Raw genomic sequence first — 25,660 nt, forward strand, 5'->3', positions numbered from 1 at the left:
CAGGCCGCGCCGTTGGGTCGCGGACTGGCCGACCCGGCCAGAGAGAGGCATTCAAGCCAGGATCGTCAGCTTGTTGATTTTGGTGCCCTTGCGGATGGCCAGCACCACATCCACGTTCGAGGCCTGGCCGAACACAGTGTGAACCCCATCGAGGTGGGGCTGGGCGTCGTGGCAGAGGAAGAACTGGCTGCCGCCGGTGTTCTTGCCGGCGTGGGCCATCGACAGGGTGCCGGCCTGGTGCTTCCGGCTGTTGATCTCACAGGGGATCTTGTAGCCGGGGCCGCCGGTGCCCGCCGCACCCGCCGCGCCAGGACGGGTGTTGGGGCAACCGCCCTGGGCCATGAAGCCGTCGATCACACGATGGAACGCCAGGCCGTCGTAGAAGCCGGCTTCGGCCAGCTTCACGAAGTTGGCCACCGTTGCGGGAGCATCAACGTCGAACAGCTCGAGTTCCACGGTGCCGGCATCGGTTTCCATCTGGGCTTTGGTCACGGCAGGCTTGGGAAAAACGGACTTTATCCAATCTCAGGTAGAACAGAGCCCCACCCTTCGCTCGGGGATCACCCCCTCACCCCTGACCTCATGAGTGCCACCGCTCCCGCTTCCAACGGTTCCGGTCACGATCTGTCCGGCGCCCGGCTCGGCATCCTCGGTGGCAGCGGCCTCTATGCCATGGAGGGCCTGGAGGATGTGCGGGAGCTCTCGCTCGACACCCCCTTCGGTGCCCCCTCGGACAGCCTGCGGCTGGGCCGGCTCGGCGGCCTGGAGGTGGTGTTCCTGGCGCGCCATGGCCGTCACCACAGCCTGACCCCCACCGAAGTGCCCTACCGGGCCAACATCTGGGCCCTGCGTTCCCTTGGTGTGCGCTGGATCCTCTCCTGCTCAGCGGTCGGGTCGCTGCAGGAGCCGTTGCGCCCGCTCGACATGCTGGTGCCCGATCAGTTCATCGATCGCACCCACCAACGGCCGCTCAGCTTCTTCGGCAACGGCGCCGTGGCCCATGTGGGCATTGCCGATCCCTTCTGCCGCAGCCTCAGCCGCCTGCTGGCTGATGTGGCCGACAGCCTCATGCCGGCCGGCCGCCAACTGCACCGCAGCGGCACGTATCTCTGCATGGAAGGTCCGGCCTTTTCCACCCGCGCTGAATCCAACCTCTATCGCAGCTGGGGCTGTTCGGTGATCGGCATGACCAACCACAGCGAGGCCCGTCTGGCGCGGGAGGCGGAAATCGCCTACGCCACCTTGGCCATGGTCACCGACTACGACTGCTGGCACAGCGACCATGCCTCGGTGAGCGTGGAGCTGGTGATCCAGAACCTGCACGCCAATGCGCAGCTGGCGCAACAGGTGGTGAAGGTGGCAGCCGAGCGCATCGCCGCCCAGCGCCCCGCCAGCAGCGCCCACAGCGCCCTGCGCAATGCCCTGATGACGCCAAAGGAGCGGGTGCCGGCTGAGACGCGGGAAAAGCTCGACCTGCTCACCGCCCCCTACTGGGGCCCCTTCGAACCCGCCGAAACGCCCGCGTAGCCACGCCATCGCGAAGCCGTACTCAAGGCCGTAACCAACCCACCCGGCTGCCGCCCCACGGCGCTCAGTGGCTGAGCTGGGCACCGAGGGCAGCAAGGGCGCGCCGCAGATGGCCGCCGGCCGCATCCAGGGCCGCCGCCGCGGCGGCGGCATCCAGATCCGTGGCCGCCATCAGCAGGGCCCGCTTCACCGATCCGCCCGCCGCCTCCAGCAGTTGCATGCCGCGGGGCCGCTCCACCCCAGCCAGATCCCGCAGGATGCGCAGGGCCCGGTCTTCCAGCTTGCTGTTGGTGACCGCCACATCCACCATGCGGTTGCCGTGCACCTTGCCCAGCTTCACCATCACGCCGGTGGAGAGGATATTGAGCGCCATCTTGGTGGCGGTGCCGGCCTTGAGCCGGGTGGAGCCGGTCACCAGTTCAGGGCCGGTGAGCAGGCGGATGTCGATGTCGCAGGGCATCGGCGCCTGCGACGTGGGCACGCAGGCCATGCCGATCGTGAGGGCGCCGAGACCGCCCGCATGGCGGAGAGCACCGTGCACATAGGGAGTGGTGCCGCCGGCGGCGATCCCCACCAGGGCATCGGCGCTGCAGAAGCCCCTTGCCTCCAGATCGGCCTGGCCGGCTTCGGCCCGGTCTTCCAGCCCTTCGGAGCTGCGCAGGAGGGCCGGCGCCCCCCCGGCGAGCACGCCTTGCACAAGCTCGGGTGGGCTGCAGAAGGTGGGGGGGCACTCGGCGGCATCGAGCACGCCCAGGCGACCGGAGGTGCCGGCACCCAGGTAGAACAGCCGTCCGCCTGAACGCAACCGGGCCACGATCGCGTCGGTGGCGGCGCTGAGCGCTGGTGCTGCCGCCGCCACCGCTAGCTGCGAGCAGCGCTCCTCTTCGCAGAACAGTTCAACGATCGCGCGGGTTTCCAGTTGATCCAGCGCGGCACTGGCGGGGTTGGGCTGTTCGGTGAGCAGGTGACCGCGGTCGTTGGTGGCCACCGGGAAAGCTGAGGCCTGGCTCACAGCAACCCTTCCAGCCGGCGACGGAAGGCTTCCAGTTCATCGCTGGCTGCTGAGGCTTCGCCGTCGGGCCCGCCATCATCGGTGGACACCAGGCCAGCGGTGGCTTCTGTGGCACCGCTCGGCTCGCTGTTGTCGTCGTTCCAGCTGCTCACGTCCATGTTGCGTTCGGGCGGCGAGATCCACAGCCGCTCTTCTGGCGACTGGGGTAGGAAGCCGCTGGGCACAAAGCGCGCCTCGTAGCCGGCCTGGGCGCAGAACAGCTCCATTTCCTCCCGCTCCAGCGGCTCCACCGAGGGCAGCGGGAAATCCTGAGCCTCCAGCAAGCCTGCGTAGCGCTCCGCGTCGTCGGGGTCTTCGAACAGCAGCACCACCGTGTGGCCGCCGAGTTCGAGCGAATGGATGCCTTCGTTGTCCGTGCCGGCGTCGAACAGCAACACATGGACCGTCATTGAGCGCTCCAACGCCATGGCGCCAGTGTCTCACCCCGCGCCAGTGGCCGGCTGTGGCATCGGTCAGTCCCCATCTGCTTCCGCCTCGGCCTGTTCGGCCAGTTGTTCCAGCCGCCGGTAGAGCGATGCTTCGGCGTCGTTGAGCTGCTCTGGCACCACGATCCTGATCTCCACCAGCTGGTCGCCGCGTTGGCCCAGGTGGGCGAGCCCCCTGCCGCGCAGCCGCAGCAGACGCCCGCTGGAGGATCCAGGCGGCACGGTGAGCTGCACATCGCCCTGCAGGGTGGGGACCACCGCCCGGCAGCCGAGCGCTGCGGCAGGCGGGAAGAGATCCAGGGTGTAAAGCACGCGCAGGCCATCGATGCGCAGCCCCTCCGCAGTGCGCACCCGCAGCTGGATGAAGTGATCGGCGCCCCCAGGCGCCACGCCGGCCAGCCGCAGGCGCCAGCCATCCCCGGCCAGGGGCGGGGTCCAGAGCTCCACCACGGTGCCGTCGGGCAGCGCCAGCTCCAGCCGTTCCCCGGCCAGGGCCTGCTCCGGGGTGAGCTCCACGCTGGATTCCAGGTCCGCGCTGGCCTGCACCGGTGGTGGCGACGCCGGCGCCTGGGTCACCCGCCCGCCACTGCGTTCACGGCCACGGGAGGCAGGTGCTGCGGCGTCAGCGTCAAACGGTTCCGTCGGTTCTGCACCGGCGAAATCCTGGGGATCGTCATCCGTCCCCCTGTTGCCGTCTGGGGAAGGCACCGTGGTGCGACCGAACAGGGCCTCCAGGTACTCCTCAAAAGGGGGAAACCCGCTGGCGAAGCGGTCACGGCTGCCACTCTGCGGGCCGCCGGCCTCTTGCCCCCGCTCCCAGGCCTGTCGCCGTTTGGAGTCGCTGAGCACCGCATAGGCCTCGTTGACCCGCTTGAAGCGTTCTTCGGCAACGGGATCGTTGCCATTGAGATCGGGGTGCCAACGGCGCGCCTGCTGCCGGAACGCCCGTTTGAGCGCAGCGGCGTCGGCACCGGGTTCAAGCCCGAGGGTCGACCAGTGATCAATGGCCGTCGTGGGGGTAGCCGCCGTGGGGGTGGCGCTGCGGGTCACCGGGGTCAGTCCTCCGACCAGGGGTCGTCAGCCGTTGACCGCAGCCGGCGGGAGGGCCGGGTGGGCCGCTCGTCGTCATCGAAGCTGGCGGCGGGGGCGGCGCCGTAGTCCTGCGGTCTGTAGCTCGGCGGGCCATAGGCGGGTGGGTCAAAGCCGGGGGGGCCGTAGGGCGCCGCCGCGTTGTAGGCGTTGCGACTCAACGGTGCGGGGTCCCAGGCTTCCCGGCGGGAGCGGTCGCGGCCGCCGGGCCGGTCCCAGTCGTCATCGTCGTCGGCGAACAGGTCATCCTTGAGGGAGCCGAGCGTGTTCTTGAGCCCCTGCAATGGGCCCGACTCGCTCTTGCGTTCGCTCACCAGCCGCCGGTTGAGCCCGTAAAGGGCTTCCTGCAACTGGCTCACGGCCAGATCCAGCTCCACGGGATCGTCGCCTCCCACCAGCATCTGCACGTCGCGGAGAGCCATCTCCACCGAACGCTGCTGTCGTTCCGCCCCATAGGGGCCCAGCTCCAATGCCGCATCCCGCAGCCGCCGTTCGGCCTGGGCCACCAGCGTCTGGGCGCGGTTGCGGCGATCGACCTCAGCGCGCTTGCGCCGGTCATCCACCGCCTTGCGCTCCGCCTCTTCCAGCAGGGCGTTGATCTCGTCTTCGCTCAGGTTCGATCCCCCCTGGATGCTCACGCTCTGCTGCCGTCCGGTGGTGCGGTCGGTGGCCGACACCTGCAGCAGCCCGTTGGCGTCAATGTCGAAGGACACCTGCACCTGGGGTACGCCGCGCGGGGCGGGCGGGATGCCCGAGAGGCGGAAGCGCCCCAGGGATTTGTTATCGGCCGCCATCTGCCGCTCCCCCTGCACCACGTGCACCTCCACCGCCGACTGGTTGGCCTCCGACGTGCTGAACACATCGGAGCGGCGCACCGGAATGGCGGTGTTGCGTGGAATCAGCACCTTCATGACGCCGCCGATCGTCTCCAGCCCCAGAGACAGGGGGGTGACATCGTTGAGCATCAGGTCGCGCAGTTCACCGGTGAGGATGCCGGCCTGCACGGCCGCGCCGATGGCGACCACCTCATCGGGGTTCACCGACTGGCAGGGCTCGCGGGGAATGAGCGTGCGCACCATGTCCTGCACCATCGGCATGCGGGAGGAGCCGCCCACCAGCACCACGTCGTCGATCTCTTCGGCGGCCATGCCCGCATCCCGCAGAGCGCGCTGCACCGGGCGCAGCAGTCGGTCGAGCAGATCGGGGCAGAGCGCTTCGAACTGGCGGCGCTCCAGCACCACCTCGATGTGCAGGGGACCTTCCGGGCCGGTGGCGATGAACGGCAGCGAGACGGGCGTGCTCGCCACGCCGGAGAGCTCCTGTTTGGCCTTCTCCGCCGCCTCGGTGAGCCGTTGCAAGGCCTGCCGATCACGGCGCAGGTCGATGCCGTGGCTGGTCAGGAAGCCATCGGCGAGCCAGTCGACGATGCGGCGGTCCCAGTCGTTGCCGCCCAGCTGGGTGTCGCCGCTGGTGGATTTGACGTCGAAGACCCCGTTGGCGATGCGCAGCAGCGAGACGTCGAAGGTGCCGCCGCCGAGGTCGAACACCAGCACCCGTTTCACCAGGCTGCGGTCGAAGCCATAGGCCAGGGCCGCCGCCGTGGGCTCGTTGAGGATGCGTTCAACCGTGAGTCCCGCCAGGCGGCCGGCATCGCGGGTGGCCTGGCGCTGGGCATCGTTGAAATAAGCGGGAACGGTGATCACCGCCGCTTCCACCGGTTCGCCAAGATAAGTGGCGGCGTCATCCACCAACTTGCGCAGGATGCAGGCCAGCAGTTCCTCAGGGGCGTATTCCCGCTCGGTGGCGGGGCAGACCGCCCGCACATTGCCCTGATCGTTCGCCCGCACCGTGTAGGGCACCGCCAGGCTGTCGTCGTCGAGCTCGTCCCAGCTGCGGCCGACGAACCGCTTGAGATTGGCGAAGGTGTTGCGGGGATTCAGCACCAGCTGGCGCCGGGCCGGCTGGCCCACCAGCAGCTCCTGGTCGCGGTTGAAGCCCACCACCGACGGGGTGGTGCGTGTGCCCTCCGCATTGGCGATCACCTGGGGGCGGCCGCCCTCCAGAACCGCCACCACCGAATTGGTGGTGCCCAGATCGATGCCGACGATCCGACCCATTGAGCCTCAAACTGAAGCCCCAAACTACCGGCTTCCCTGTCGCGCGGCCGCTGCAGTGCCCCCGCTGCCGCCGCTGTCCCCTGCTGCGACCAGCCCAGCCCGGCTCGGTCGTTAACGACTTCTTAGTGGAAATTATCTGCTGCTCTCAACTAGTTTTTGGCTGGATGCTGAAGCATTGATTTGAACCGACCGTCCTCCCGCGCACACGATCAATGACATCCGCGCCCCCGGAAGATCTATTCACGCTACGGCGCAGACCGGCATCCGATCGTCTGGTTGACGGTGGTTTTCGTAACCTAACCATCGTACTGGCTTCGTTCGTTGCCATCACCCTGCTGGCGATTTTCATCACAGTGTTCCAGGGAGCAAGGGAGGCGATGCGTGAGTTTGGCCTCACCTTCATCACCACCTCCAACTGGAACCCTGTTGATAACGAATACGGAGCGTTCACGGCGATCTACGGCACGTTGGTGTCTTCGATCATGGCCCTGGTGATCGCTGTTCCGCTCGGAGTCGGCACGGCGATCTTCATCACGGAAAATCTGATTCCCCTGCGCTGGCGCGAGGTGATCGGGGTGATGGTGGAGCTGCTGGCGGCCATCCCGTCGGTGGTGCTCGGCTTGTGGGCCATCTTCGTGATGGAACCCTTCATCAGGCCGTTCCTGCAGTTTCTCTACGACGCGCTCGGCTGGTTGCCGTTTTTCAACTCTCCTCCCCAGGGACCTGGGATGGCACCGGCGATCATCATCCTGGTGGTGATGGTGCTGCCGATCATCACCTCGATCTCCCGCGATGCCCTCAACCAGGTGCCCAACGAGTTGCGTCAGGGTGCCTACGGCGTGGGCAGCACCCGGTGGGTGGCGATCCTGAGTGTGATCCTGCCGGCGGCCGTGTCTTCGATCGTGGGAGGCGTGATGCTTTCCCTCGGCCGTGCCATGGGTGAAACGATGGCCGTCACGATGATCATCGGCAACTCCAACAACTTCAGCTTTTCACTCCTGGCGCCTGGAAACACCATCGCTTCGATGTTGGCCAACCAGTTCGGCGAGGCGGATGGCGTACAGGTGTCAGCCCTCCTGTACGCAGCTGTGATCCTGATGGTTCTCACCTTCTCGGTGAACATTGCCGCTCAGTGGATCATCAAGAAACTCAGCCTCAAATACTGAACACCCCATGACCACCACATTTCCGGCTTCTTCGAAGTCGCTCCATTTCAATCCTTCCCTGAAGCGGAACCGGCTGGATCAGTTCCTCACCGGCCTTGCCGGGGTGTTCAGCACCATTGCGGTGCTTCCCCTGATCCTGGTGCTTCTCTACGTGCTGATCCAAGGGGGCCGCCTCATCAGCATCGGCCTGTTCACGCAGCTGCCACCGGCACCGGGCCTGGATGGTGGTGGCATCGGCAACGCCTTGATCGGAACGGTCGTCGTCACATTGATTGCCTCAATGATTGCCATCCCGGTGGGTGTGGGCGGCGGGGTATATCTTGCTGAATATTCCTCGGGCGGTTGGTTCGCCCAGTTCATCCGCGTCGGCAACGACATCCTGGCTGGGGTGCCTTCGATCATTGCCGGCATCTTCGTGTATGGCGCGATCGTGGCCACAAGGGTGTTCTTCGGTCAGTCCTACACCGCGGCGGCTGGTGGTCTGGCGTTGGCGGTGCTGATGCTTCCCACCGTGATCAAAACCACGGACGAAGGGCTGAAGCTGGTGCCACGCGAGCTCACCTGGGGTGCGATCGGCGTGGGCGCCTCCAAATTTGTCACCGTCACCCGCATCACCCTGCCCAGCGCCTTCACGCCGATTGCCACCGGCGTGGTGCTGGCCATTGCCCGGGCTGCCGGTGAAACCGCACCACTGATCTTCACGGCCCTGTTCTCTCCCTTCTGGCCGGAAGGTCTGTTCAATCCGATCGCCACCATGTCGGTGTTGATCTTCAACTTTGCGATCATGCCTTTCGAACCTCAGAACGAACTGGCCTGGGCCGCTTCGTTCGTGTTGGTGGTCATGATCCTCGCCGCCAACCTCTTTGCCCGCTGGTTGCGCCGTTTTGCCTCCAAATAAGCCACTCCCGGCCTTGCCTTGAGTCCCCAACCATCGCCTTCGAACCTCACACCCCCGATCCCATGACCTCGACCACGCAAGCGACTCCGGCCACGAACACCTGCCTGGCGCTGGAAAACGTCTCGATCAGCTACGGCAGCTTTGAGGCTGTGCGGAATGTCCACATGGACATCCCGGCCGGCAAGGTGACCGCCTTCATCGGACCCTCGGGTTGCGGCAAGTCGACCGTGCTGCGGGCCCTGAACCGCATGAACGACCTGATCGAGGGCTGCTCGCTGAAGGGGCGCGTGGTGTTTGATGCCCAGAACATCTACGCCAAGGAAGTGGACCCGGTGGAGGTGCGCCGCCGCATCGGCATGGTGTTCCAGAAGCCCAACCCGTTCCCGAAATCGATCTACGAAAACATCGCCTTCGGTGCCCGGATCAACGGCTACAAGGGCGACATGGATGAACTGGTGGAGCGCTCGCTGCGCAAGGCCTTCATCTGGGACGAAACCAAGGACAAGCTCAAGGAGAGCGGCAATGCTCTTTCCGGCGGTCAGCAGCAGCGCCTCTGCATCGCCCGCGCGATTGCGGTGGAGCCTGAAGTGATCCTGATGGACGAGCCCTGCTCAGCGCTTGACCCGATCTCGACGTTGAAGATCGAAGAGCTGATGCACGAACTCAAGAAAACCTTCTCGATCGTGATCGTGACCCACAACATGCAGCAGGCGGTGCGGGTTTCTGACCAAACCGCCTTCTTCAACGCTGAAGCTGTGGAAGGCGGTAGCGGCAAGGTGGGGTATCTGGTGGAGTTCAACGAAACCGAGCGCATCTTCAATGCACCGGTGCAGCAAGCTACCCAGGACTATGTGACCGGCCGCTTCGGCTGATCACTGTTGTGCTGTTTTCCCTTGGCGCCTGGCAGCCCGCTGCCTGCGTCAAGGGATTGCTGGTGTCAAAGTGATTGCTGTGGCCAAAGGCATTGTTGTCGTCAATTCCTTTCGCCCCAGCACAAAAAAAGACCGGCTTGAAGGCCGGTCTTTGTGTAACTGGACGGAGAGGGAGGGATTCGAACCCTCGATAGAGTTGCCCCTATACAGCATTTCCAGTGCTGCGCCTTCGACCACTCGGCCACCTCTCCAGGGGCTGTCATGGGGCAGGTGGCAATGTAGCAGCAGGCCGTTTGTGGTTCCCGTCAGACGATGACCAAGCGCTTTCCGATCACGGTGCACTGGCGCCAGCAGAACAGGGTGATCCGGCTGGATGTGCCGGAAGGGGAATACGTGCTGCGCAGCTTCGAGCAGCAGGGCCAGCCACTGCCGTTCAGTTGCCGCAATGGCTGCTGCACCGCCTGTGCTGTGCGCGTGCTGTCAGGGGAGATCGATCATCGCGAAGCGCTTGGCCTTTCGCAGGAACTGCGCAAGCGTGGCTACGGCCTGCTGTGCGTTGCCCGCGCCATCGGCCCGCTGGAGGTGGAAACCCAGGAGGAAGATGAGGTCTACGACCTGCAGTTCGGCCGTCACTTCGGCCGTGGCCAGATTCGCCCCGGCCTGCCGATCGAAGAGGAGTGACCCCCCAACCGTGACCCCCTAGCCATGACCATCAGCCTCCAGCCACCGGCGGCCGGCCTTCCCTGCCTTTCATACCAGGCGCTCCAAGCCTCCGGCCTCAGCGCCGCGGATCTGGTGCATCTGGCCGGGGTGGCGCGCCGTGCGGCCGCTGCCGGTGGCGCTGAGCTCACCCGCCATTTCGGCAAGCTGCGGCAAATCCGGGAGAAAGGGCGCGCTGGTGATCTGGTCACCGAGGCCGATCTCGCCGCCGAACAGGCGGTGCTGGCGGTGCTGGCGGCCGAAAGTGCCGGTGTGGCGGTGCTGGCTGAGGAAAGCGGTCGCAGTGCCACCCGATCCGATCTCGAGTGGTGCGTTGATCCGCTTGATGGCACCACCAACTTCGCCCACTCCTTCCCGCTGTTTGCCACCTCGGTGGGTCTCACCTGGCGCGGTCTGCCGCTGCTGGGGGCGATCGAGGTGCCGGCCCTGAAGGAGCACTACTGGGCCGCGCCTGGCCTGGGGGCCTGGTGCAACGACCAGGCGATCCAGGTCAGCGGCTGCACCGAGCTCTCCGCTTCCCTGCTGGTCACTGGCTTCGCCTATGACCGCACCACCCAGCCCGACACCAACTACACCGAGTTCTGCTGGTTCACCCATCGCACCCATGGGGTGCGGCGCGGCGGAGCCGCCGCCGTGGACCTGGCGTTTGTGGCCGCCGGCCGGCTCGACGGCTATTGGGAGCGCGGCCTTTCCCCCTGGGATCTGGCCGCTGGGGTGGTGCTGGTGGAGCAGGCAGGCGGGATTGTGAGCGCCTACGACGGCACGCCGCTGGTGCTCGCCGATGGACGGCTGATCGCCACCACTCCCGCGCTGCACGGTGCCCTGATGGATGGCCTGGCCCAGTGCCGGCCGCTGCCAGGTGCCCTGTTCGGCGCCCCCGAGCTCTGAGCGGGCCCCACGCCGCTCCATAGGATCCAGCCGCTCCCCCTCACTTCCTCGTTGTTCCATGGCCCTGCAACCTGCCGCCGGCGCCAGGGATCTCAATCCCGTCCAGGTGGGCGGCAACCGCCGCCTGCGCGAACGCCTGGCCGAGGTGTACCGGCTCTGGGGGTACGAGGAGGTGGCCCCTCCGTCGGTGGAACGGCTTGACACGCTGCAGGCCGGCGGTGGCATCGCTGACCAGGACGTGGTGCGCCTGGCGGCGGAGGAGCCGCTGGGGTTGCGGCCTGAATTCACTGCCTCGATCGCCCGGGCGGCCTCCACCCGCATGGCCTCGCGCCCCCGGCCCCTGCGTCTCTGGGCGGAGGGGCCCACCTTCCGCGCCTTCATGGGGGATGCGGGCGGGCAACGCATCAGCGAGCAGTTGCAGAGCGGTGTGGAGCTGCTGGGGGTTTCCACCGCAGCTGCCGATGTGGAGCTGATCCGCCTGCTGCTGGCCTGCACCGAAACGATCGGGCTGGAGCCCTGCCACGAGCCCCAGTTGCTGGTGGGTCACCACGGCCTGCTCAGTGCCCTGCTGCAGCGCTTGCCCGACCAGCACCGCACCGCCTGCCGACGCGCCCTCACCGGCTTCGACCCCCTCGCGCTGGCCGCCATCCCGCTGGAGCAGGCAGAGCAGGCGCAGCTTCAGGCGCTGCTGCGCCTGCGCGGCGCACCGGCCCGGGTGCTGATGGAGCTGGAGCAGCACCTGGGGGCCAGCCCGCTGCTGACGGAGCTGGCCACCACGCTCGAGTTGGTGCGTCCGGCGGCCGAGCGCCTGGGGGTGCAACTGCAGCTGGATCCCAGTTTTCAGCCCCACTTCGACCTCTACGACGGCATCGTGCTGAAGCTGGTGTGCCGCGGCGCGGCGGCACCGGTGGATGTGGCCAGCGGCGGCCGCTACGACGCCCTGGTGGGGCGCTTCTGCACCGACGCGGCCCTGGCTGCCGGTGTGGGCTTCGCCTTTTCGATCGAAGACATCCGCGAGCTGCTCAGCGGCAACGCTGGCAGCAAGGACACGGGCCGGTTGGTGGAGCGCCCATTGCTGGTGGCGTATGGCCAACCCGACGGCCTCGCTGCTGCATTGGAGCGGCTTGGTGGACTCCACGCCCAGGGCCGGGCCGCTGAACTGCATCCGGAGCCGATCGGATCGCAGCGGGAGGCTGAGGCGGTGGCCTTCAGTCGTGACAGCCAAGGCCTGGAGTGGCTCGGCTGAGACGGAACCGGGGGAGCCACATTTCTAGGATCGTCCCACGCCCGCGTCCGTTCGTCCATGGCCCACTCGATCCTCACCGACGTCTGCGAAGGCGTGGCCGATTGCGTGGATGCCTGCCCGGTGGCCTGCATCAAGCCAGGCAGCGGGGCCAATCGCAAAGGCACCTCCTTTTATTGGATCGAGTTCGACACCTGCATCGACTGCGGCATCTGCCTGCAGGTCTGCCCGGTGGAGGGGGCGATCGTGCCGGAGGAACGGCCGGCTGAGCAACGGCGCAGCTGAGATGACGGCCTCCCGACGCCACCATCCGCTCTGGACGCGGGCCTTCCATGCGTTCAACGTGGTGGTGTTGCTGGTGATGGCTGCCAGTGGCCTGCAGATTTACAACGCCAATCCCGTGTTCGGCGGCCAGGGCGGCCCCACCGTGCCGGAGCTGTTCACCTTGGGGGGTTGGCTGGCCGGCGGCCGTGACTGGCATTTTGGCTTCATGGGTCTGTATGCTTCGAACCTCGGCCTCTGGATCGCCTTGCTGATCCAGAGGCGCCGCGACCGGCTGGCACACAGCGGCGACCTGGCCACGCTGAATGCCAGTTCGAATCTGGCCAAGCGAAGGGTGGCGAGCCACCGGGTGGTTTACACCCTGATGCTGATCCTGCTGGCCTTCGGTCTGATCACGGGGCTGGCCATGTATAAGCCTGCCCAGTTCTGGTGGCTCTCAGGATTGTTCAGCTTCGGGGAACTGTTCGGTGCCACCAGCTGGCACACCCTGCGTGTGTTCCACCTGGCCACGATTCCGGCCATTGCCCTGCTCACCGTGGTCCATCTCGCCCTCTCCTGGCGGATTGGTGGATGGCTGTTATGGCGATCCATCCTTGCCTGATCGCAGCTTGCCACGTCAGCCCCCCTGGTTGAACCGCCGTCAGTTCCTCGGCCTGGCTTATAGCAGCGGATCTTCGTTGCTGCTGGGCGGCTGTGCCCTCAATCGCTTCAGTGAGGGGGTGGGAAATGCCACCCAACCGCTCAATGAGCGGATCGAAGCCTTGCTGCAGGGAAAGGGCAAGGTGCCGGAGTTTCGCCGCGATCAGGTGGATCCGGGGGCGCTGCTGGTGAACAGCTTCAACGGTATGCCGCGGCTGGACCCCGCCCGTTACCGGCTGCGGGTGGAAGGGCTGGTGCGCCAGCCGCTGCAACTGAACCTGGCCGATCTGGCCGCTCTGCCCCAGCAGGAGATCACAATCCGCCATGTGTGCGTGGAGGGCTGGGCGGCGATCGTGAACTGGTCGGGGGTGCGCCTCGCCGATGTGCTGGCGCTGGCGGGGTTCTCCAGCCTGGGCGGCTACCTGGCGATCGAATCCGCCGATCAGTTCTTCACCACCTGGGACATCACCTCGGCTCTGCACCCCCAGACCCTGCTGGCCACCGGCATGAACGGTGCGCCGCTGCCGGTGGTGAACGGAGCCCCCGTGCGCCTCGCCTCACCGATCAAGCTGGGCTACAAGCTCAGCAAATGGGTCACGGGGCTGGAGGTGATCCCATCGCTTGACTCCCTGCGGCGCGGCACCTGGGAAGACAACGGCTACGAGTGGTTTGCCGGGCTTTAGCAGAGCTGAACTGCTCAGCGCAATGACGCTACGGCATGCATCAAGGCTTGATGGCGGGTGAGCTCGGTGTGATCTTCAGGCAGTTTGTCGAACAGCTTGAATGTTTCGAGCCGCTTGCGGGTGGTGCCTTGTGCGCCCACCACATAAACGTTGCGGCCGGCCTCAATGGCCTCTTCCACCGCGTTTTCGATCGCCAGGGCGGCGGTGATGCCGAGGTGAAACACTTCCGAAACATCAAAGATCACCGCATCGCATTCACCGATGGCGTTGTGCTCGCGGTTGATCGCCTTGGCCACCCCGAAGATCATGGCGCCATTGAGCTGGAAGAGCAGCACGCGGCCCTTGGCCTGATCCAACAGCTGGCGCTCGTGGTCGGTGAGGTCGGCGGCCAGATCATCGGCTTCGTTGCCGGTGCTGATCATTTGCACGGCTTTGGTCTGCATGCGGCTCATCTTGTCGATGGTGAGGATGTTGGCGATGAAGATGCCAACGCCCACCGCCACCATCAGATCCACCAGCACGGTGAGGGCGATCACCACGTAGGTGATGAAGGCACCCTTGCGGGAAAGCTGCGGCACTCGCCTGAGGAATCCCCAGTCGACGATGTCGATGCCCACCTTGAACACAATGGCGGCCAGCACTGCCAACGGAATCTCTGAGGCCAGCCCCGTGCCCGCCAGAATGATCACCGCCAGAATCACGGCCCGGAACACGCCGGAGAGGCCCGTGCGTCCCCCGGCCTGGATGTTCACCACCGTGGCGGTGGTGGCACCGGAGCCAGGCAGGGCGCCGAGCAGACCGGCCACGATGTTGGCCACCCCCTGGCCCACAAGTTCCTTGTCGGATTTGTGCTCCGTGCGCGTGAGGCTGTCAGACACCAGGCAGGTGAGCAGGCAATCAATGGAGCCGAGCATGCCCAGCAATGCCGCATTGATCACCACCAGCTGCGCCAGATCAGGCGTGAGCGCCGGCAGTGTGAACACCGGCAAACCACTGGGGATCTCGCCGATCCGCCGCAATTCCACCCCTTGAAAGGCCACCAAGGAAAGGCCGGTGCCCACGATCAGCGCAAACAGCTGGGTGGGAATCACCCGCTTGATCCGCGCTGGTGTGAACCACAGCACCAGCAGGGTGATTACCGCCAATAGCGATTCCATCGGTTGGATGCCGCGCAGCAGTTGCGGCAGGGCCTGCAGAGTGCCGAGCACACTGCCCGGTGGTGGGGCCTGGCCCAGCAGGGGGCCGATCTGCAACACGATCAGGATCGTGCCGATGCCGCTCATGAAGCCAGAGATCACCGTGTAGGGCATCTGGGTGATGAAGCGGCCCAGCTTCAGCACCCCATAGAGGATCTGAAACACCCCCGAGAGCATCACCACCGTGAAGGCGATGGCCAGCGCCTGCGCGGGGCTGTCGGCGCGCGTGGTCAAGGTGGCGAGCACGGCGGTGAACACCACCGTCATCGGTCCGGTGGGTTCTGAGATCAGCGATGGCGTGCCACCGAACACGGCGGTGATCAGACCGATGATGGCTGCGGACCACAGGCCAGCCGCAGCGCCGGCACCGGACGCCACCCCAAAGGCCAACGCCATCGGCAAAGCGATCACCGCGGCGGTGAGACCCCCGAAGAAATCACCACGGATGTTGTTGAGACCGATGTGGTTGAAGAGGCGCCCGCTTGACTTGGTCTTGCGTGTTGCGGGAGACGGAGTCATGGGAAAGACAACAACAAGGGATCAATGACACGGGGCTGAGCCAAGGAGCGCTTCGGCGCCGACAGGTTTGACAAGGCAGGTGCCTATGGCACAGCGGAATGGATTGGATCCGGGAGTTTGCAACTGGCGCCGATCACGAAGTCAGGTGTGTCGCTGATGCGACCGAACAGATCAAGGCTTTCCTTGTTGAGGTTGATCAGCTCCACCATCGAACCTGCTTGCTGGAGTTTTCGGATCACCTGATCGAGAACGCGCATGCCTGTCTGGTCCCAGACATGGGCCGCCTGCATGTCGATGGTGATGCGGGCGTGATGGCGATGGGGTTTGAAGCTGGCAAGGAAATACACCGTGCTGACGAAGAACAACTGGCCGCACACCGAGTAATACAGATGGTCGTCGTCGAGCAGGGTGGAGGTCACCGAGATCACCTTGGCCACTTTGCGGCTGAACAGAATGCCCGCTAAGGCCACACCTACCAGCACGGCAATGGCCAGGTTGCGGGTCACCACCGCCAGCACCAGGGTGAGGAGCATCACGGCGGTGTCGCTTTTAGGGATCACGTCTGCTTTGAGAAACGATTCCCAGTTCACTGTGCTCACCGCCACCATGATCATCACCGCCACCAAGGCGGCCATCGGGATACGGGCCAGCCAGGTGCTGAGCGAGATCACCAGGATCAACAGTCCCACGCCGGCTGTGAGAGTGGAGAGGCGATATCGCCCGCCTGATTCCAGATTGATCACCGATTGGCCGATCATGCCGGCGCCGGCCATGCCGCCGAACAACCCTGCAATGATGTTGGCGACGCCCTGGGCCCGAGCCTCAGCTTCATAGTCAGCGTCTTCATCAAGGCTGTCTTCCACCACGTTGGCGGTGAGAAACGACTGCAACAACCCCACAAACGAAATGGCCAGCGCGGTAGGCAGGATGATGCCCCAGGTATCCCACGCGCCAAACACCGGCGGGATCTGAAAGGTTGGCCAACTGCTGGGCAATTGCCCGAGATCTCCCACCCGTGGGATCGGCAGCTGCCACCATTCCGCCAGCCCGCTGATCACCAGGATCGCCACCAAGGTCGAAGGCACCAGCCGAGTGAGGCGTGGCAGCAGGTAGATGATGAGCAAGCCCAGCACCACCAGCCCCCACACCCAAGGCCATTGGATGCTCTGGCCGGAGGCCGCCAGGCTGGGAATCACTTCATCGCCATCTCGGCCGATGCCCAGCTGCGGCCATTGCGCCAGAAAGATCAGCACACCGATCGCATTGACGAAGCCCAGGGTGACGGCCCTGGGCACGAACCGCATCTGCTGGGCCAGACGCAGATACCCCCAGAGGATCTGAAGGGCGCCGGCAAGAATGGAAGCGGCCAACAAATAGCTGAGGCCGTGGGATTGCACCAGTCCCCCCATCAGCAGGGCCACGCCCGCAGTGCAGGCCGACACCATGCCGGGGCGACCGCCCAGCAGGGCCACAATGATCAGAATCACGATGGAGCCGAACAAGCCCACCTTCGGGTCAACCCCGGCCACGATCGAGAAGGCGATGGCCTCGGGAATGATGCCGAGGGCTACCACGATGCCGGCCAGGAGCTCCTGGGAGATGGCGCGGCGGTCAGGAATCAGGGACCAGCTTTGTGGCATGGGAATTGTCTTCAAGGGGGAGAGGTGGTGATAGAGCGGTGAGCCCATTCGGCGGGCAACTGGCCAACGTCCGCTCCTTTAACTGGCGGAGAGCCACCGCTGTGAAGGAAGACGCAGCCGTCAAAAGCCGTCGTTGAAGCCAACGGCGCGTGCTGTGGCCGACAGCCATCATCCGGAGCAATGGCTCAACCCACCGGCCCGGAGCTTTGGCCAATGCAAAGAAACAGGATGCATTCCCTGATCCAGCCCAGCTCTCAAAGCCAGCCAGGCTTCCGTTTCACGTTACGGGGGAGTGGTCATCATTTGCCGAACTTAGCAGCGTGTATGGCCTGCATCCTGCGGCAGGCACGCTGTGGTGTCTCCTGGTGTGCGTCTCAGAACCGTTTGTGAGCTACACCACCCACTGGTGATTCCGCTTTGAGTTGCCAGGCTCAGCGAGTCTGCCGGCGTATCCAGACGGACTGGCTCATGGGGCCAATGGCGACCTGCTGTTGGCGTTCGCCGCTTGATGGTTATTGATGCGGTGATGGCGGCATCATCGGGACAACCTGGCTGATCGAGCTGATCGTGATGATCAAGTTGATCAAGCTGATCGAGCTAACCCGCACGACTGGTTTTGCAGAAAGACCATCGATCTTGGCTAATGAGAGGCATTGGAGGCGCTTATGTGCTGAGCGGCCCGGGTTTCGGTCCCTTGCAGTGGGTGCGTACCAGATGCTGAAGACGTTCGTCCTTTGCACTTGGCATTATCCCTTGCAATAGTGATCCAGCAGCTTGATGGCCCATGGCGGGTTCGTACCTACGGTGAATGCCTCCAGTTCAATCACTCTGGTTGCCACATGATTGCCGTACAAGGGCGAGTTGAGTCGTTCTCTGAACGTTGCTACTGGATAAACTTTGATTCTCATGGGCTCGCTATTCTGGCCAAGACCACCTGCCCGGCAGGATTGTGCAACATGAGCAGCCTCATGAGCCATGATTTCAGCCAACACCAGGCTTCCCATCAGCACGGCTGAACGCTTGATTCTGATTTCACCCACCCCTGGATCCCATACTCCAGCTGCTCCCTCCGTGACATTGCTACTCATCAGGATGCGCACTCCCTTGGCCTGAAGGCGAGCAATTAGTTTCCGGGTCGTTCGATTGACAGATGGCTGAACCACCTCGCGATCCCCGGTGATTGCCATGTCGATCAAGACCTCAATGTGTGCCGGTGTTTTGATTTCGAATGAGTTTGCTGTCGACACGCTGTAGCGAGCAAGCCAGTGGTGAATCACTCTGGGGTTTGCACCCATAAAAAGATAGGATCCAAGTAACCCAGCCACGCCCATCCAGGCCACAAGCGTTTGCAGCGAAGGCTTCCTTCTCCATGGCACTGCAGACGACTGATGGTGCCGGACTTGGTTCCGGTTTGGCCTTCGTTGCTGATGCTTCATCGGCGCTCCGCAAACTGCACAAACACACCGCCCACCTAGGCTTCTGTCATATCGAACGGATCGACTATGACAGTTTAGACATTGTTGGGCCATGAACTGGGAAGCTCTTGGGGCATTCTATCGAGTTGCTATGAGAGTAGACACAGTTCTGGAGTGTTCAGTGAAACTGATGAACCACTGCAAGCCTTGCCGTTTGTTCTACCCACTGGTGTACGGGAGCACCTTATCTGAAAACCAGTCCCCTCAAGCACCTCTAAATCACAATTGGCCGGGATTCTTAGACTGGTGGCGGCCCCAGCCATACGACTGGATTGAGCGATGCCACTATCATCCACTCCAGAAGTGAGATCAGCTCACGCCTAACCCTCAGCGCCAAACCGTTGCTGGGCGAGACGATCCACGTCTGTCCGCATCAATCGTGGCTGCCTGAACCGAGCGGTGTCGATTGATCTGTTCTGCGGCCACCTCGTCGGCTGGAAGCTGGACCAGTGGATGAACGCAAGCGTGATGCTCGAGTCCTTAGAACGGCCATCAAGCCATTGCCCCGTGGGGATGGCGCCCAGCCGCCAGCGCATCCACCAAGGCGAGTTGTTGGGGCAGACATACGGTGGCGAGGTCATAGCGGTCCAGAATCGTTTGGCGGGCGGCACTGCTGATGGATCCGAGGCTCTCGGGATGGGCCAGCACGCTGGCAATCGTTTCAGCCATCGCTTGCCCATCAAAAAAGTCGACAAGCAGCCCATTGCGGCCAGACACAATCACTTCCTGCACGGGCGCGGTAGCGGAGCCGATCACCACTGCACCACAAGCCATCGCCTCTAGCAGACTCCAGCTCAGCACAAAGGGGTATGTGAGATAGACATGGCAGGTGCAGACACGAAATAACTCATGCAAGACCGCATGGGGCACCCGTCCAACAAAGTGAACTCTGGAGTGGTCGATTCTGCCGCCAAGCTCCTGGAGCAACAGTTGCTTCCAGGACGTCCCAACCGGTGGTGGTGCGCCATAGCTCACTCCTTCTCCGCCCACAATCACCACCCTGGCTTGAGGACGCAGCTTCTGAAGCAACGGCAGCATTCGCAGAAAGGAGTGAATGCCTCGGTATGGCTCCAGGTTGCGTGCTACGAAGCTGACAACCTCATCACCAGGCCGCAGGGTGAGCCCTGCGCTCTGAAGGCGAATCTCTGCTCCCTGCCTTGGAGACACCTGTTCTGTATCGATGCCTTCATGGATCACGCTGATGCGTTTGCGGTAGAAGGAGGGAGCAGTGCTGGCCTGCCACTCGGTAGGCGCGAGGCCCCAATCGAGGTCTTCCAGAGCCAACAACTGGGGAGCTCGACGCAGCCGCAGGCGTGCCTGCGACTGCCAGGTCGTTTGCGATATTTCTTGGTCAAAGCCGACATCAGCTCCTTCAAGTTGATAAATAAACTCCACTTGGTGCAGCACTGGCACACCTGGCAGAACATCTTTGATGACAAGCAGCTCACCCCAGCCTGGGTGGCCAATCACCAGATCCACGCCGAGTCCCTTTGCCTTCAGTGACTCGATCTGAGCCGCTACAGCCTCAGCGCGCAGCGCCTTGGTCTGGAGGTCGGCCACCCAACCGTGGCAAGGAGGCACTCCAGCCGCCGGCATTGCGTTGTAACGGTGCAGCTCCACACCCTCTAGCGCCTGTGACGTGGGGCCACCAATCGCCATGACGTGGTCGCCGCGGGCCACCATTGCAGCCGCCAGATAGCGGTACTGTCCTGGAAAGTTCTGGTGCACAAACAGGCAGTTCATCTGCTAGGGAACAGAGTGTCGGTTATCTTGGTGTTCATGATAGAGGCCGATTTTACTCAGCAGATGCAGGCTTGATCTGAGCGATCTTGCCTGCCCTATGCAGTTGGCCTTTGTCAAATCATTTCCGGTGCTGATGTTTGCAACACCCAAGGAGACACTCCTCACTGTCTTAAGACGGACTCAAGCTAACCATCCTTCAGCTGCCGGAGTTCCCTGGTGATAACGAAGTTGCCAGCCGCTTGCCGACTGAATCCAAAGGGATGATCGGAGTGTGTGCCGTGTAAGAGAGCAATCTGGCGCGACCTGCGCGGAGCGGAAGCTGAGCAATGCCACGCCGGAGCTCAGTTCATCCACTATGAAGGCGTCGGAGCGCACCGCTGGTGGTGCATCCAGGACAGCCAGATAGTTGATGATCGTGTCCCTTGTGTAGGCACATCCAGAGCGGCCTACTTCATGAAAGTGGGGATGGAGCAACTGCTCCAAGCGTCCCCGGCTGCAGTGGACTCCTGGATGATGCAATTCAAGTTCGAGGGCTTGGAGCTGACTCAGTAATTCGCTCATGGCATTCATGCACCCACCAGACAGTATGCACCGACCAGCCATGATCCAGCCATCGACTCGACTCCCGTCATCACCAGCGCTCAGCGCCGCGGCGTGGAGCCGAGTTCGGTGGCTTGCTGGCGCAAGGTGCTCACCAACCCGCTGCGCTTGTACTGGCTGATTGACTGGTCAATCCGCTCCGCAGTGGCCACTGGCAGGCGGGGGGAATAGGCAAAGGCCTGTGATTCAGGCCGAATCCCCTGCAATGCCAAGCTTGGCACCAGCCCTTTCACCTCAGCGTGGAGCTGGAGATAACTCAACTGCAGGTTGTCTCCTAGCAGCGCATCGATGCGCCGTTCCATGAGCAGATCCAGCCCTGCTCGAATGTTTGTTACTGGCACGATGGTGATCGCCGCGTCATTGCTGTCAGTGTTCAGTTCATTCAGTAACCCTTCGCTGACCGTGCCTTGGCGTGCTCCGACCCGCAATCCGCGCAGATCCTCTTCCGAGCGGATGCCACCGCTGGCGGTTCCTTGCACTTCCCGTGCCACGTTCACCGTGAGGTAGCCCACCAGCAACGACGCTGACACGATCCGCACCATGTAAGCCATCAGCACCACACCATTCCCCCGGGTGGTAGCAACGAGCGTGTTGCTGCCAGGGCCGGTGGCCAGCACCTGGAACACCTTGCTGAAGACCCGCAAGCGCCCGCCGCTGAGGGTCTGGGGCTGCTGGGCGTAATCCTCCACCCGCCAGGTGAGCAGAGACAGCACTCCAATGGCCAAGAGATAACCTCCCAGGAGTTGCAGCAGAGTGGGTGTCAACAAGGCGCCCAGAAAAGATCGCCCGAGATCTAGGCGGCTTTGCACCACCATCACGGCCAGCCCATCCTCCTGAAAGGGAAGACTGAAGCGGTAACGCTCCAGGCGGTCCGGCGACACATTGATGCAGCCCACAGCCACATCCAGACGTCCATCACGGCTGGCCTCCAGCATCTCCCGCACCGATGGCCACTCCGACACCACATAGGGCAGTTGCTCCCGTGTGGCGATTCGGTTCCAGAGATCGACGGCCAGACCCCGCCAGGCACCGGCATCTCTGTAGCTGCAGGGTGGTGCCCCATCCACCACACCCACCCGTAACACCGGCTTCACTGCGGCGGCTGGCAGGGCAGCCGCGACAGCCAGCCACAGGGCGGTGGCCACGCTCGTCAAAGCGCCCCCGGGGTTCAGGCGGATGCCGAAGACGCGCTGTCTTGCCATCGCCGCATTATGCCAAGCCCTTACGAACCCTCAGCCCTGGCCCTTGTTGGTGTCTGGATCGATGATGTGGAAGCCGCGCTGGCTGTGGCGCTGTACTGAGTCTGAGCGTACGTTTGCTGTACTCAGACCTGAATCATGCTGACAGGCACGCTCATTTCATGACCAGCACATCCACCCCTGGTGTACGGCTGCGCACCAGCACGCCCACGTCGTGTTCGCTGCGGTGGAACTGAAGATTGATCTCCTCATCTCCCAGCCGCAACCCGTTCACATCGAGCAGGTTGAGGCCTTTTGGCAGACAGGGATTGCGCAGGCGCACCTGCACCCTCCGGCTACCCGCTTCCCGCTCAATTGACATGCCGGTGACCGCCTCCAACAGGCCGAACACACTGGCGCTGGCCCAGGCCTGGGGACTGCAGGCCACCGGGTAGAAGGTGGGCCCCTCCTCATCACGCCGCGAGAAGCCGCAGAACAGTTCCGGCAACCGAAACATCGGCACGGCGCTGGCGGTTTCAAACAGGCCGGTGAGAATCTGCAACGCTTCTGAGCGGTGGCCGTAGCGAGCCAAGCCCATGCCAATCAGGGCGTTGTCATGGGGCCACACCGAACCGTTGTGGTAGCTCATCGGGTTGTACCGGCTCTCCCGTTCATCCAATGTGCGCACTCCCCAGCCGTTGAAACTGGTGGGCGCCATCAATTGGCGCGCAATCGCTGCGGCCGCTTCAGGTGTGGCGATGCCGGTCCAGAGGCAATGGCCGGCATTCGAGGCCCGCACCTTGCAGGGCTGGCTGTCCCCATCAAGGGCGAGCGCATAGGAATCGATTGCCGGTGTCCAGAAGGCGGCATGAAAACGACGGCGCAGCCCAGCTGCCTCCTCGCGCAGGGCTTCGGCCTCACTGGCCCGACCGAGGCACTGGAGGATTGAAGCGAACGCACGGCGCGCCCCGTAGGCGTAGGCCTGCACTTCACAGAGGGCAATTGAGCCTTCCGCCAGCTGTCCGTTGGCGTGGTGGATGGAATCGTCGGAATCTTTCCAGCCCTGGTTGCTCAGGCCCCCATCGGCGGTGCGTAGACACCGGAGAAAGCCATCGCTGCTGCTGGCTTCGGCTCTGTGGATCCAGGCCATGGCCGCCTCAAGCTCGGGCAGCAGCCCAGCGATGAAATCGCGATCATCGCTACGGCACAGATAGTCCCCCGCCAGCATCAGAAAGAGCGGTGTGGAATCCACGGCTCCGTAATACCTGGAGAACGGCACCTCACCCAGCGCTGCCATTTCACCCAGCCGTGATTCGTGCAGGATCTTGCCGGGTTCTTCATCGTGAGATCGATCCACCACCACGGCCTGGCGCCGTGCCAGATACCCCAGCACCCCCCGCGCCAATCGCGGTTCCAGCATCAGCATCTGGCGGGCCGTGATCAGGCCATCCCGCCCGAACGGGCAGCTGAACCAGGGAACGCCGGCATAGGGATACAGGCCGTCTTCCACCTGGCTGGCCAGCAGGTGCACATCCGAGAACGAGCGCAGCAGCCAGCTGTTGAAGGCCGGGTTGTCGCTCACCACGGAGGCCGCACGGCGCCGTGCATCCCGGAAGCGTTGGATCGTGGCGGACATCGCCGCGTTGTAGTGCTCCTCCGCTCCCAGTGGTTCAGCGGCGGGATGGAAATCCAGCACCAGAAACAGCCGGCAGGTTTGCCTGGGCTCCAGCGTGAGTACCAGGCCGATGTCTTCAGCATTGACGTCCTGCACCGGATCGCTCATGCGCAGCAGCGTGATCCGATCCTCGCCATCAAGGCCCCTGTAGAGCAGTTCCAGCGCCCCGTCGCTGCCACGCCGCACCGTGCGCCCACGCTGGGGACGCTGATACCCCCGCACTTCGAAGATGTCGCAGAAATCTGCATCCAGCCGCAGGGTCAGGGGCATCTGAACGGGGCGGCCTTCATAACTGGTGAAGCAGAATTGCTGCAGGCAAGCCGTGGCTGTGAGCACAGTGGTGCGCTCCAGATGGATGCTCATCGCCGCCGATCCAGCGTTGGGCCCGTTGTTGTTGGTGAGATGGCTCACCAGCACGCCCATGGCACCCAGCTCCGTGGAGCTCAGCACCATCGGCGATTCATTCCACAGCAACACCTGCAGCCGGCTGATGTGGCGGGTGCCGCGGTGGAAGATGCCGGCATCGTGCTGAAGTTCAGGGCAGATCTCGCCGCGTGAATCCAGTACTGCGAAGGTTTCCTCGTTCTTGAGAACGAAGGGGGGGAGGGGTTCAGGCATGCACTGATGTGCGATGGGCAGGACTGTGGCTGCGGCGTGCCTGGATCAGGTGCCGGTACAGCTGCTCATAATCTTCCGCCTGGCGACCCACTGAAAAGCACACCTCGAAATGGCTGCGAACCCGCGAACGATCCAGCTGCTTCACTTGACGCACCGCAGCAATCGCCTCCTCAAGCGTCTCCACCAGGAAACCATTCACCCCCTCACGGATGATTTCGGGAGTGGAGCCGTTGCGCCAGGCGATCACCGGAGTGCCACAGGCATTGGCCTCAATCATCACCAGGCCGAAGGGTTCAGGCCAGTCGATCGGAAACAGCAGGGCTAACGCGTTGCCGAGCAGATTCTGCTTGCCGGCATCGTCCACTTCTCCCACAAACTCCACCAGCGGATTGTTGAGCAGCAGCGGTTCAATTTGGGCGTGATAGTAGGGAGCATCGACAGGATCAATCTTGGCGGCCACCTTCAATGGCAGACCCACCGCTGTGGCGATCGCAATGGCGCGATCCAGCCGCTTCTCCGGCGAGACCCGGCCGACGAAGACCAAGTAGGGCTGTGGATTGGCTTCGTAGTGATACAGATCAGTGGGGAGGCCGTGATAAACGGTGCCAAGCCAGTTGGCAGCAGGCACAGGCAGACGCTGGGTTTCGGAAATTGAGACCAACGGCACCTGATCAAAGTGGTCGTACAGCGTCCTCTGTTCGGACGCATGCAAGGGACCGTGGATGGTGCTCAGATGGGGGACGCCCAACATTTCTGCGACCGGAAAATGGTAATGGCCGTTGTGGAAATGAAGTACATCAATGCTATCGAGTTGAGCGATCACATGGTCCAGCTGGATCATGTCGTGCACAGTTGGATCGCCCTTTGCCCCACCCAGCCGCAGCGCTTCGGGCACGCAGGGGCATAACTGCGCGCTGGTCAGTGAGTCACCACTGGCAAAAAGCACCACTTCATGGCCGCGCCTCACCAATTCTTCCGTGAGATAATGTACAACTCTTTCGGTACCTCCGTAACCAATCGGTGGCACTCTTTCGTGAAGTGTTGAAATCTGTGCAATTCGCATATTCGTGCCTGCATCCTTCGGTGATCCGCTCGTGTACAGCTTTCGACGTATTTCAAAGCCAACAGCATTGCAGCAGAACTGCTGCATCCATACGTTTGCACCCCCACACGGCAGTGCTGAACGCTGCCTGGCCCAAGGTTTTCCTGTTGACGGCAGGTGTGCCGATTCGGGGTTTGTCTCGGGATGCACACTGGACGCCCACTGGTGGCCTGTTCACAGCTGCGCCGACCTTCAACCCAGCTGACCTGCTTGCGTTCAGTGCTCCATTCCGCTGATGGTGGGTTTCGAATCCACGCGCGCGGACACGTTGTCCATGCTGGTGATGATCCAGT

At 63.6% G+C, this 25,660-nt stretch carries 24 protein-coding genes and 1 tRNA gene; 11 read left to right on the forward strand and 14 right to left on the reverse strand.

What is annotated here, in order from left to right; translation table 11 throughout:
- Nucleotides 1-51: 51 nt before the first annotated feature.
- Entirely contained in the window at nt 52-492 is a 441-nt protein-coding gene (locus KBY97_RS03035) for a peptidylprolyl isomerase (RefSeq protein WP_255145199.1), read from the reverse strand.
- A 90-nt stretch (nt 493-582) separates the two neighbouring features.
- On the opposite strand from KBY97_RS03035, the gene KBY97_RS03040 reads away from it, so the two are divergent.
- Nucleotides 583-1,527: an S-methyl-5'-thioadenosine phosphorylase gene (locus KBY97_RS03040; protein ID WP_255145200.1), complete on the forward strand. Its 945-nt coding sequence runs from the start codon at nt 583-585 to the stop codon at nt 1,525-1,527.
- Between the two features lie 64 nt (nt 1,528-1,591).
- On the opposite strand, the gene murQ is transcribed toward KBY97_RS03040, so the two are convergent.
- From murQ to dnaK, 4 genes are all read right to left on the reverse strand, one after another.
- A complete protein-coding gene (gene murQ, locus KBY97_RS03045) occupies nt 1,592-2,515 on the reverse strand; it encodes an N-acetylmuramic acid 6-phosphate etherase (protein ID WP_255145201.1) in 924 nt (307 codons plus the stop codon).
- 20 nt (nt 2,516-2,535) lie between these two features.
- Nucleotides 2,536-2,988 carry a DUF3110 domain-containing protein gene (locus KBY97_RS03050; protein WP_255145268.1) on the reverse strand — a complete coding sequence of 151 codons (453 nt, stop codon included), beginning with the start codon at nt 2,986-2,988 and terminating at the stop codon, nt 2,536-2,538.
- Nucleotides 2,989-3,051: 63 nt separating this feature from the next.
- Nucleotides 3,052-4,074 (reverse strand): DnaJ domain-containing protein, encoded by a 1,023-nt coding sequence (locus KBY97_RS03055; protein ID WP_255145202.1) that lies wholly within the window; start codon nt 4,072-4,074, stop codon nt 3,052-3,054.
- A gap of 5 nt (nt 4,075-4,079) precedes the next feature.
- A complete protein-coding gene (gene dnaK / locus KBY97_RS03060; protein ID WP_255145203.1) occupies nt 4,080-6,230 on the reverse strand; it encodes a molecular chaperone DnaK in 2,151 nt (716 codons plus the stop codon).
- A 212-nt stretch (nt 6,231-6,442) separates the two neighbouring features.
- On the opposite strand from dnaK, the gene pstC reads away from it, so the two are divergent.
- The 3 genes from pstC to pstB all read left to right on the forward strand — a co-directional run bounded on the left by pstC (nt 6,443) and on the right by pstB (nt 9,166).
- Nucleotides 6,443-7,396 carry a phosphate ABC transporter permease subunit PstC gene (gene pstC, locus KBY97_RS03065; RefSeq protein WP_255145204.1) on the forward strand — a complete coding sequence of 318 codons (954 nt, stop codon included), beginning with the start codon at nt 6,443-6,445 and terminating at the stop codon, nt 7,394-7,396.
- A gap of 7 nt (nt 7,397-7,403) precedes the next feature.
- Nucleotides 7,404-8,294, forward strand: a complete 891-nt coding sequence (gene pstA, locus KBY97_RS03070) for a phosphate ABC transporter permease PstA (protein ID WP_255145205.1) — start codon at nt 7,404-7,406, stop codon at nt 8,292-8,294.
- Between the two features lie 62 nt (nt 8,295-8,356).
- Nucleotides 8,357-9,166 carry a phosphate ABC transporter ATP-binding protein PstB gene (gene pstB / locus KBY97_RS03075; protein ID WP_255145206.1) on the forward strand — a complete coding sequence of 270 codons (810 nt, stop codon included), beginning with the start codon at nt 8,357-8,359 and terminating at the stop codon, nt 9,164-9,166.
- 164 nt (nt 9,167-9,330) lie between these two features.
- Here the strand turns inward: pstB and KBY97_RS03080 are convergent.
- Nucleotides 9,331-9,417, reverse strand: a tRNA-Ser gene (locus KBY97_RS03080).
- Nucleotides 9,418-9,478: 61 nt separating this feature from the next.
- Here KBY97_RS03080 and KBY97_RS03085 point away from each other — a divergent pair.
- Genes KBY97_RS03085 through KBY97_RS03110 form a run of 6 tightly spaced genes read left to right on the forward strand, consistent with a single transcriptional unit; the run spans nt 9,479 to nt 13,621 of the window.
- The gene (locus KBY97_RS03085) at nt 9,479-9,847 is read left to right on the forward strand and encodes a 2Fe-2S iron-sulfur cluster-binding protein (protein ID WP_255145207.1); all 369 of its coding nucleotides are present in this window, start codon (nt 9,479-9,481) and stop codon (nt 9,845-9,847) included.
- Between the two features lie 24 nt (nt 9,848-9,871).
- Nucleotides 9,872-10,774 carry an inositol monophosphatase family protein gene (locus KBY97_RS03090; RefSeq protein WP_255145208.1) on the forward strand — a complete coding sequence of 301 codons (903 nt, stop codon included), beginning with the start codon at nt 9,872-9,874 and terminating at the stop codon, nt 10,772-10,774.
- Between the two features lie 58 nt (nt 10,775-10,832).
- Nucleotides 10,833-12,020: an ATP phosphoribosyltransferase regulatory subunit gene (locus tag KBY97_RS03095; RefSeq protein WP_255145209.1), complete on the forward strand. Its 1,188-nt coding sequence runs from the start codon at nt 10,833-10,835 to the stop codon at nt 12,018-12,020.
- A 57-nt stretch (nt 12,021-12,077) separates the two neighbouring features.
- On the forward strand, nt 12,078-12,302 hold the full coding sequence (locus KBY97_RS03100) for a ferredoxin family protein (RefSeq protein ID WP_255145210.1): 225 nt from the start codon (nt 12,078-12,080) through the stop codon (nt 12,300-12,302).
- 1 nt (nt 12,303) lies between these two features.
- Nucleotides 12,304-12,900: a cytochrome b/b6 domain-containing protein gene (locus tag KBY97_RS03105; protein WP_255145211.1), complete on the forward strand. Its 597-nt coding sequence runs from the start codon at nt 12,304-12,306 to the stop codon at nt 12,898-12,900.
- A 7-nt stretch (nt 12,901-12,907) separates the two neighbouring features.
- Nucleotides 12,908-13,621: a molybdopterin-dependent oxidoreductase gene (locus KBY97_RS03110; protein WP_255145212.1), complete on the forward strand. Its 714-nt coding sequence runs from the start codon at nt 12,908-12,910 to the stop codon at nt 13,619-13,621.
- Between the two features lie 14 nt (nt 13,622-13,635).
- Here the strand turns inward: KBY97_RS03110 and KBY97_RS03115 are convergent, their stop codons facing one another.
- From KBY97_RS03115 to KBY97_RS03125, 3 genes are all read right to left on the reverse strand, one after another.
- The gene (locus tag KBY97_RS03115) at nt 13,636-15,336 is read right to left on the reverse strand and encodes a SulP family inorganic anion transporter (protein WP_255145213.1); all 1,701 of its coding nucleotides are present in this window, start codon (nt 15,334-15,336) and stop codon (nt 13,636-13,638) included.
- A gap of 83 nt (nt 15,337-15,419) precedes the next feature.
- The gene (locus tag KBY97_RS03120; protein ID WP_255145214.1) at nt 15,420-16,976 is read right to left on the reverse strand and encodes a SulP family inorganic anion transporter; all 1,557 of its coding nucleotides are present in this window, start codon (nt 16,974-16,976) and stop codon (nt 15,420-15,422) included.
- A 746-nt stretch (nt 16,977-17,722) separates the two neighbouring features.
- Entirely contained in the window at nt 17,723-18,271 is a 549-nt protein-coding gene (locus KBY97_RS03125; protein ID WP_255145215.1) for a hypothetical protein, read from the reverse strand.
- A gap of 74 nt (nt 18,272-18,345) precedes the next feature.
- Here KBY97_RS03125 and KBY97_RS03130 point away from each other — a divergent pair, with 74 nt between their 5' ends.
- Nucleotides 18,346-18,507: a hypothetical protein gene (locus KBY97_RS03130; RefSeq protein WP_255145216.1), complete on the forward strand. Its 162-nt coding sequence runs from the start codon at nt 18,346-18,348 to the stop codon at nt 18,505-18,507.
- A 436-nt stretch (nt 18,508-18,943) separates the two neighbouring features.
- Here the strand turns inward: KBY97_RS03130 and KBY97_RS03135 are convergent, their stop codons facing one another.
- The 5 genes from KBY97_RS03135 to KBY97_RS03150 form a co-directional block, all read right to left on the reverse strand.
- Nucleotides 18,944-20,194, reverse strand: coding sequence for a glycosyltransferase (locus KBY97_RS03135; RefSeq protein ID WP_255145217.1), 1,251 nt, complete (start codon nt 20,192-20,194; stop codon nt 18,944-18,946).
- Between the two features lie 180 nt (nt 20,195-20,374).
- Complete coding sequence (locus tag KBY97_RS14790; RefSeq protein WP_399217170.1) at nt 20,375-20,797, reverse strand: DUF4440 domain-containing protein; 423 nt, start codon at nt 20,795-20,797, stop codon at nt 20,375-20,377.
- 38 nt (nt 20,798-20,835) lie between these two features.
- Nucleotides 20,836-21,939: an ABC transporter substrate-binding protein gene (locus tag KBY97_RS03140; protein ID WP_255145218.1), complete on the reverse strand. Its 1,104-nt coding sequence runs from the start codon at nt 21,937-21,939 to the stop codon at nt 20,836-20,838.
- Between the two features lie 208 nt (nt 21,940-22,147).
- Nucleotides 22,148-24,265 (reverse strand): glycogen debranching N-terminal domain-containing protein, encoded by a 2,118-nt coding sequence (locus tag KBY97_RS03145; protein ID WP_255145219.1) that lies wholly within the window; start codon nt 24,263-24,265, stop codon nt 22,148-22,150.
- Entirely contained in the window at nt 24,258-25,415 is a 1,158-nt protein-coding gene (locus KBY97_RS03150; protein ID WP_255145220.1) for a glycosyltransferase family 4 protein, read from the reverse strand. The genes KBY97_RS03145 and KBY97_RS03150 overlap by 8 nt, the downstream gene beginning before the upstream one ends.
- Nucleotides 25,416-25,660 lie beyond the last annotated feature (245 nt).

It is taken from the genome of Synechococcus sp. ATX 2A4, assembly GCF_024346375.1.
GTDB lineage: Bacteria > Cyanobacteriota > Cyanobacteriia > PCC-6307 > Cyanobiaceae > MW101C3.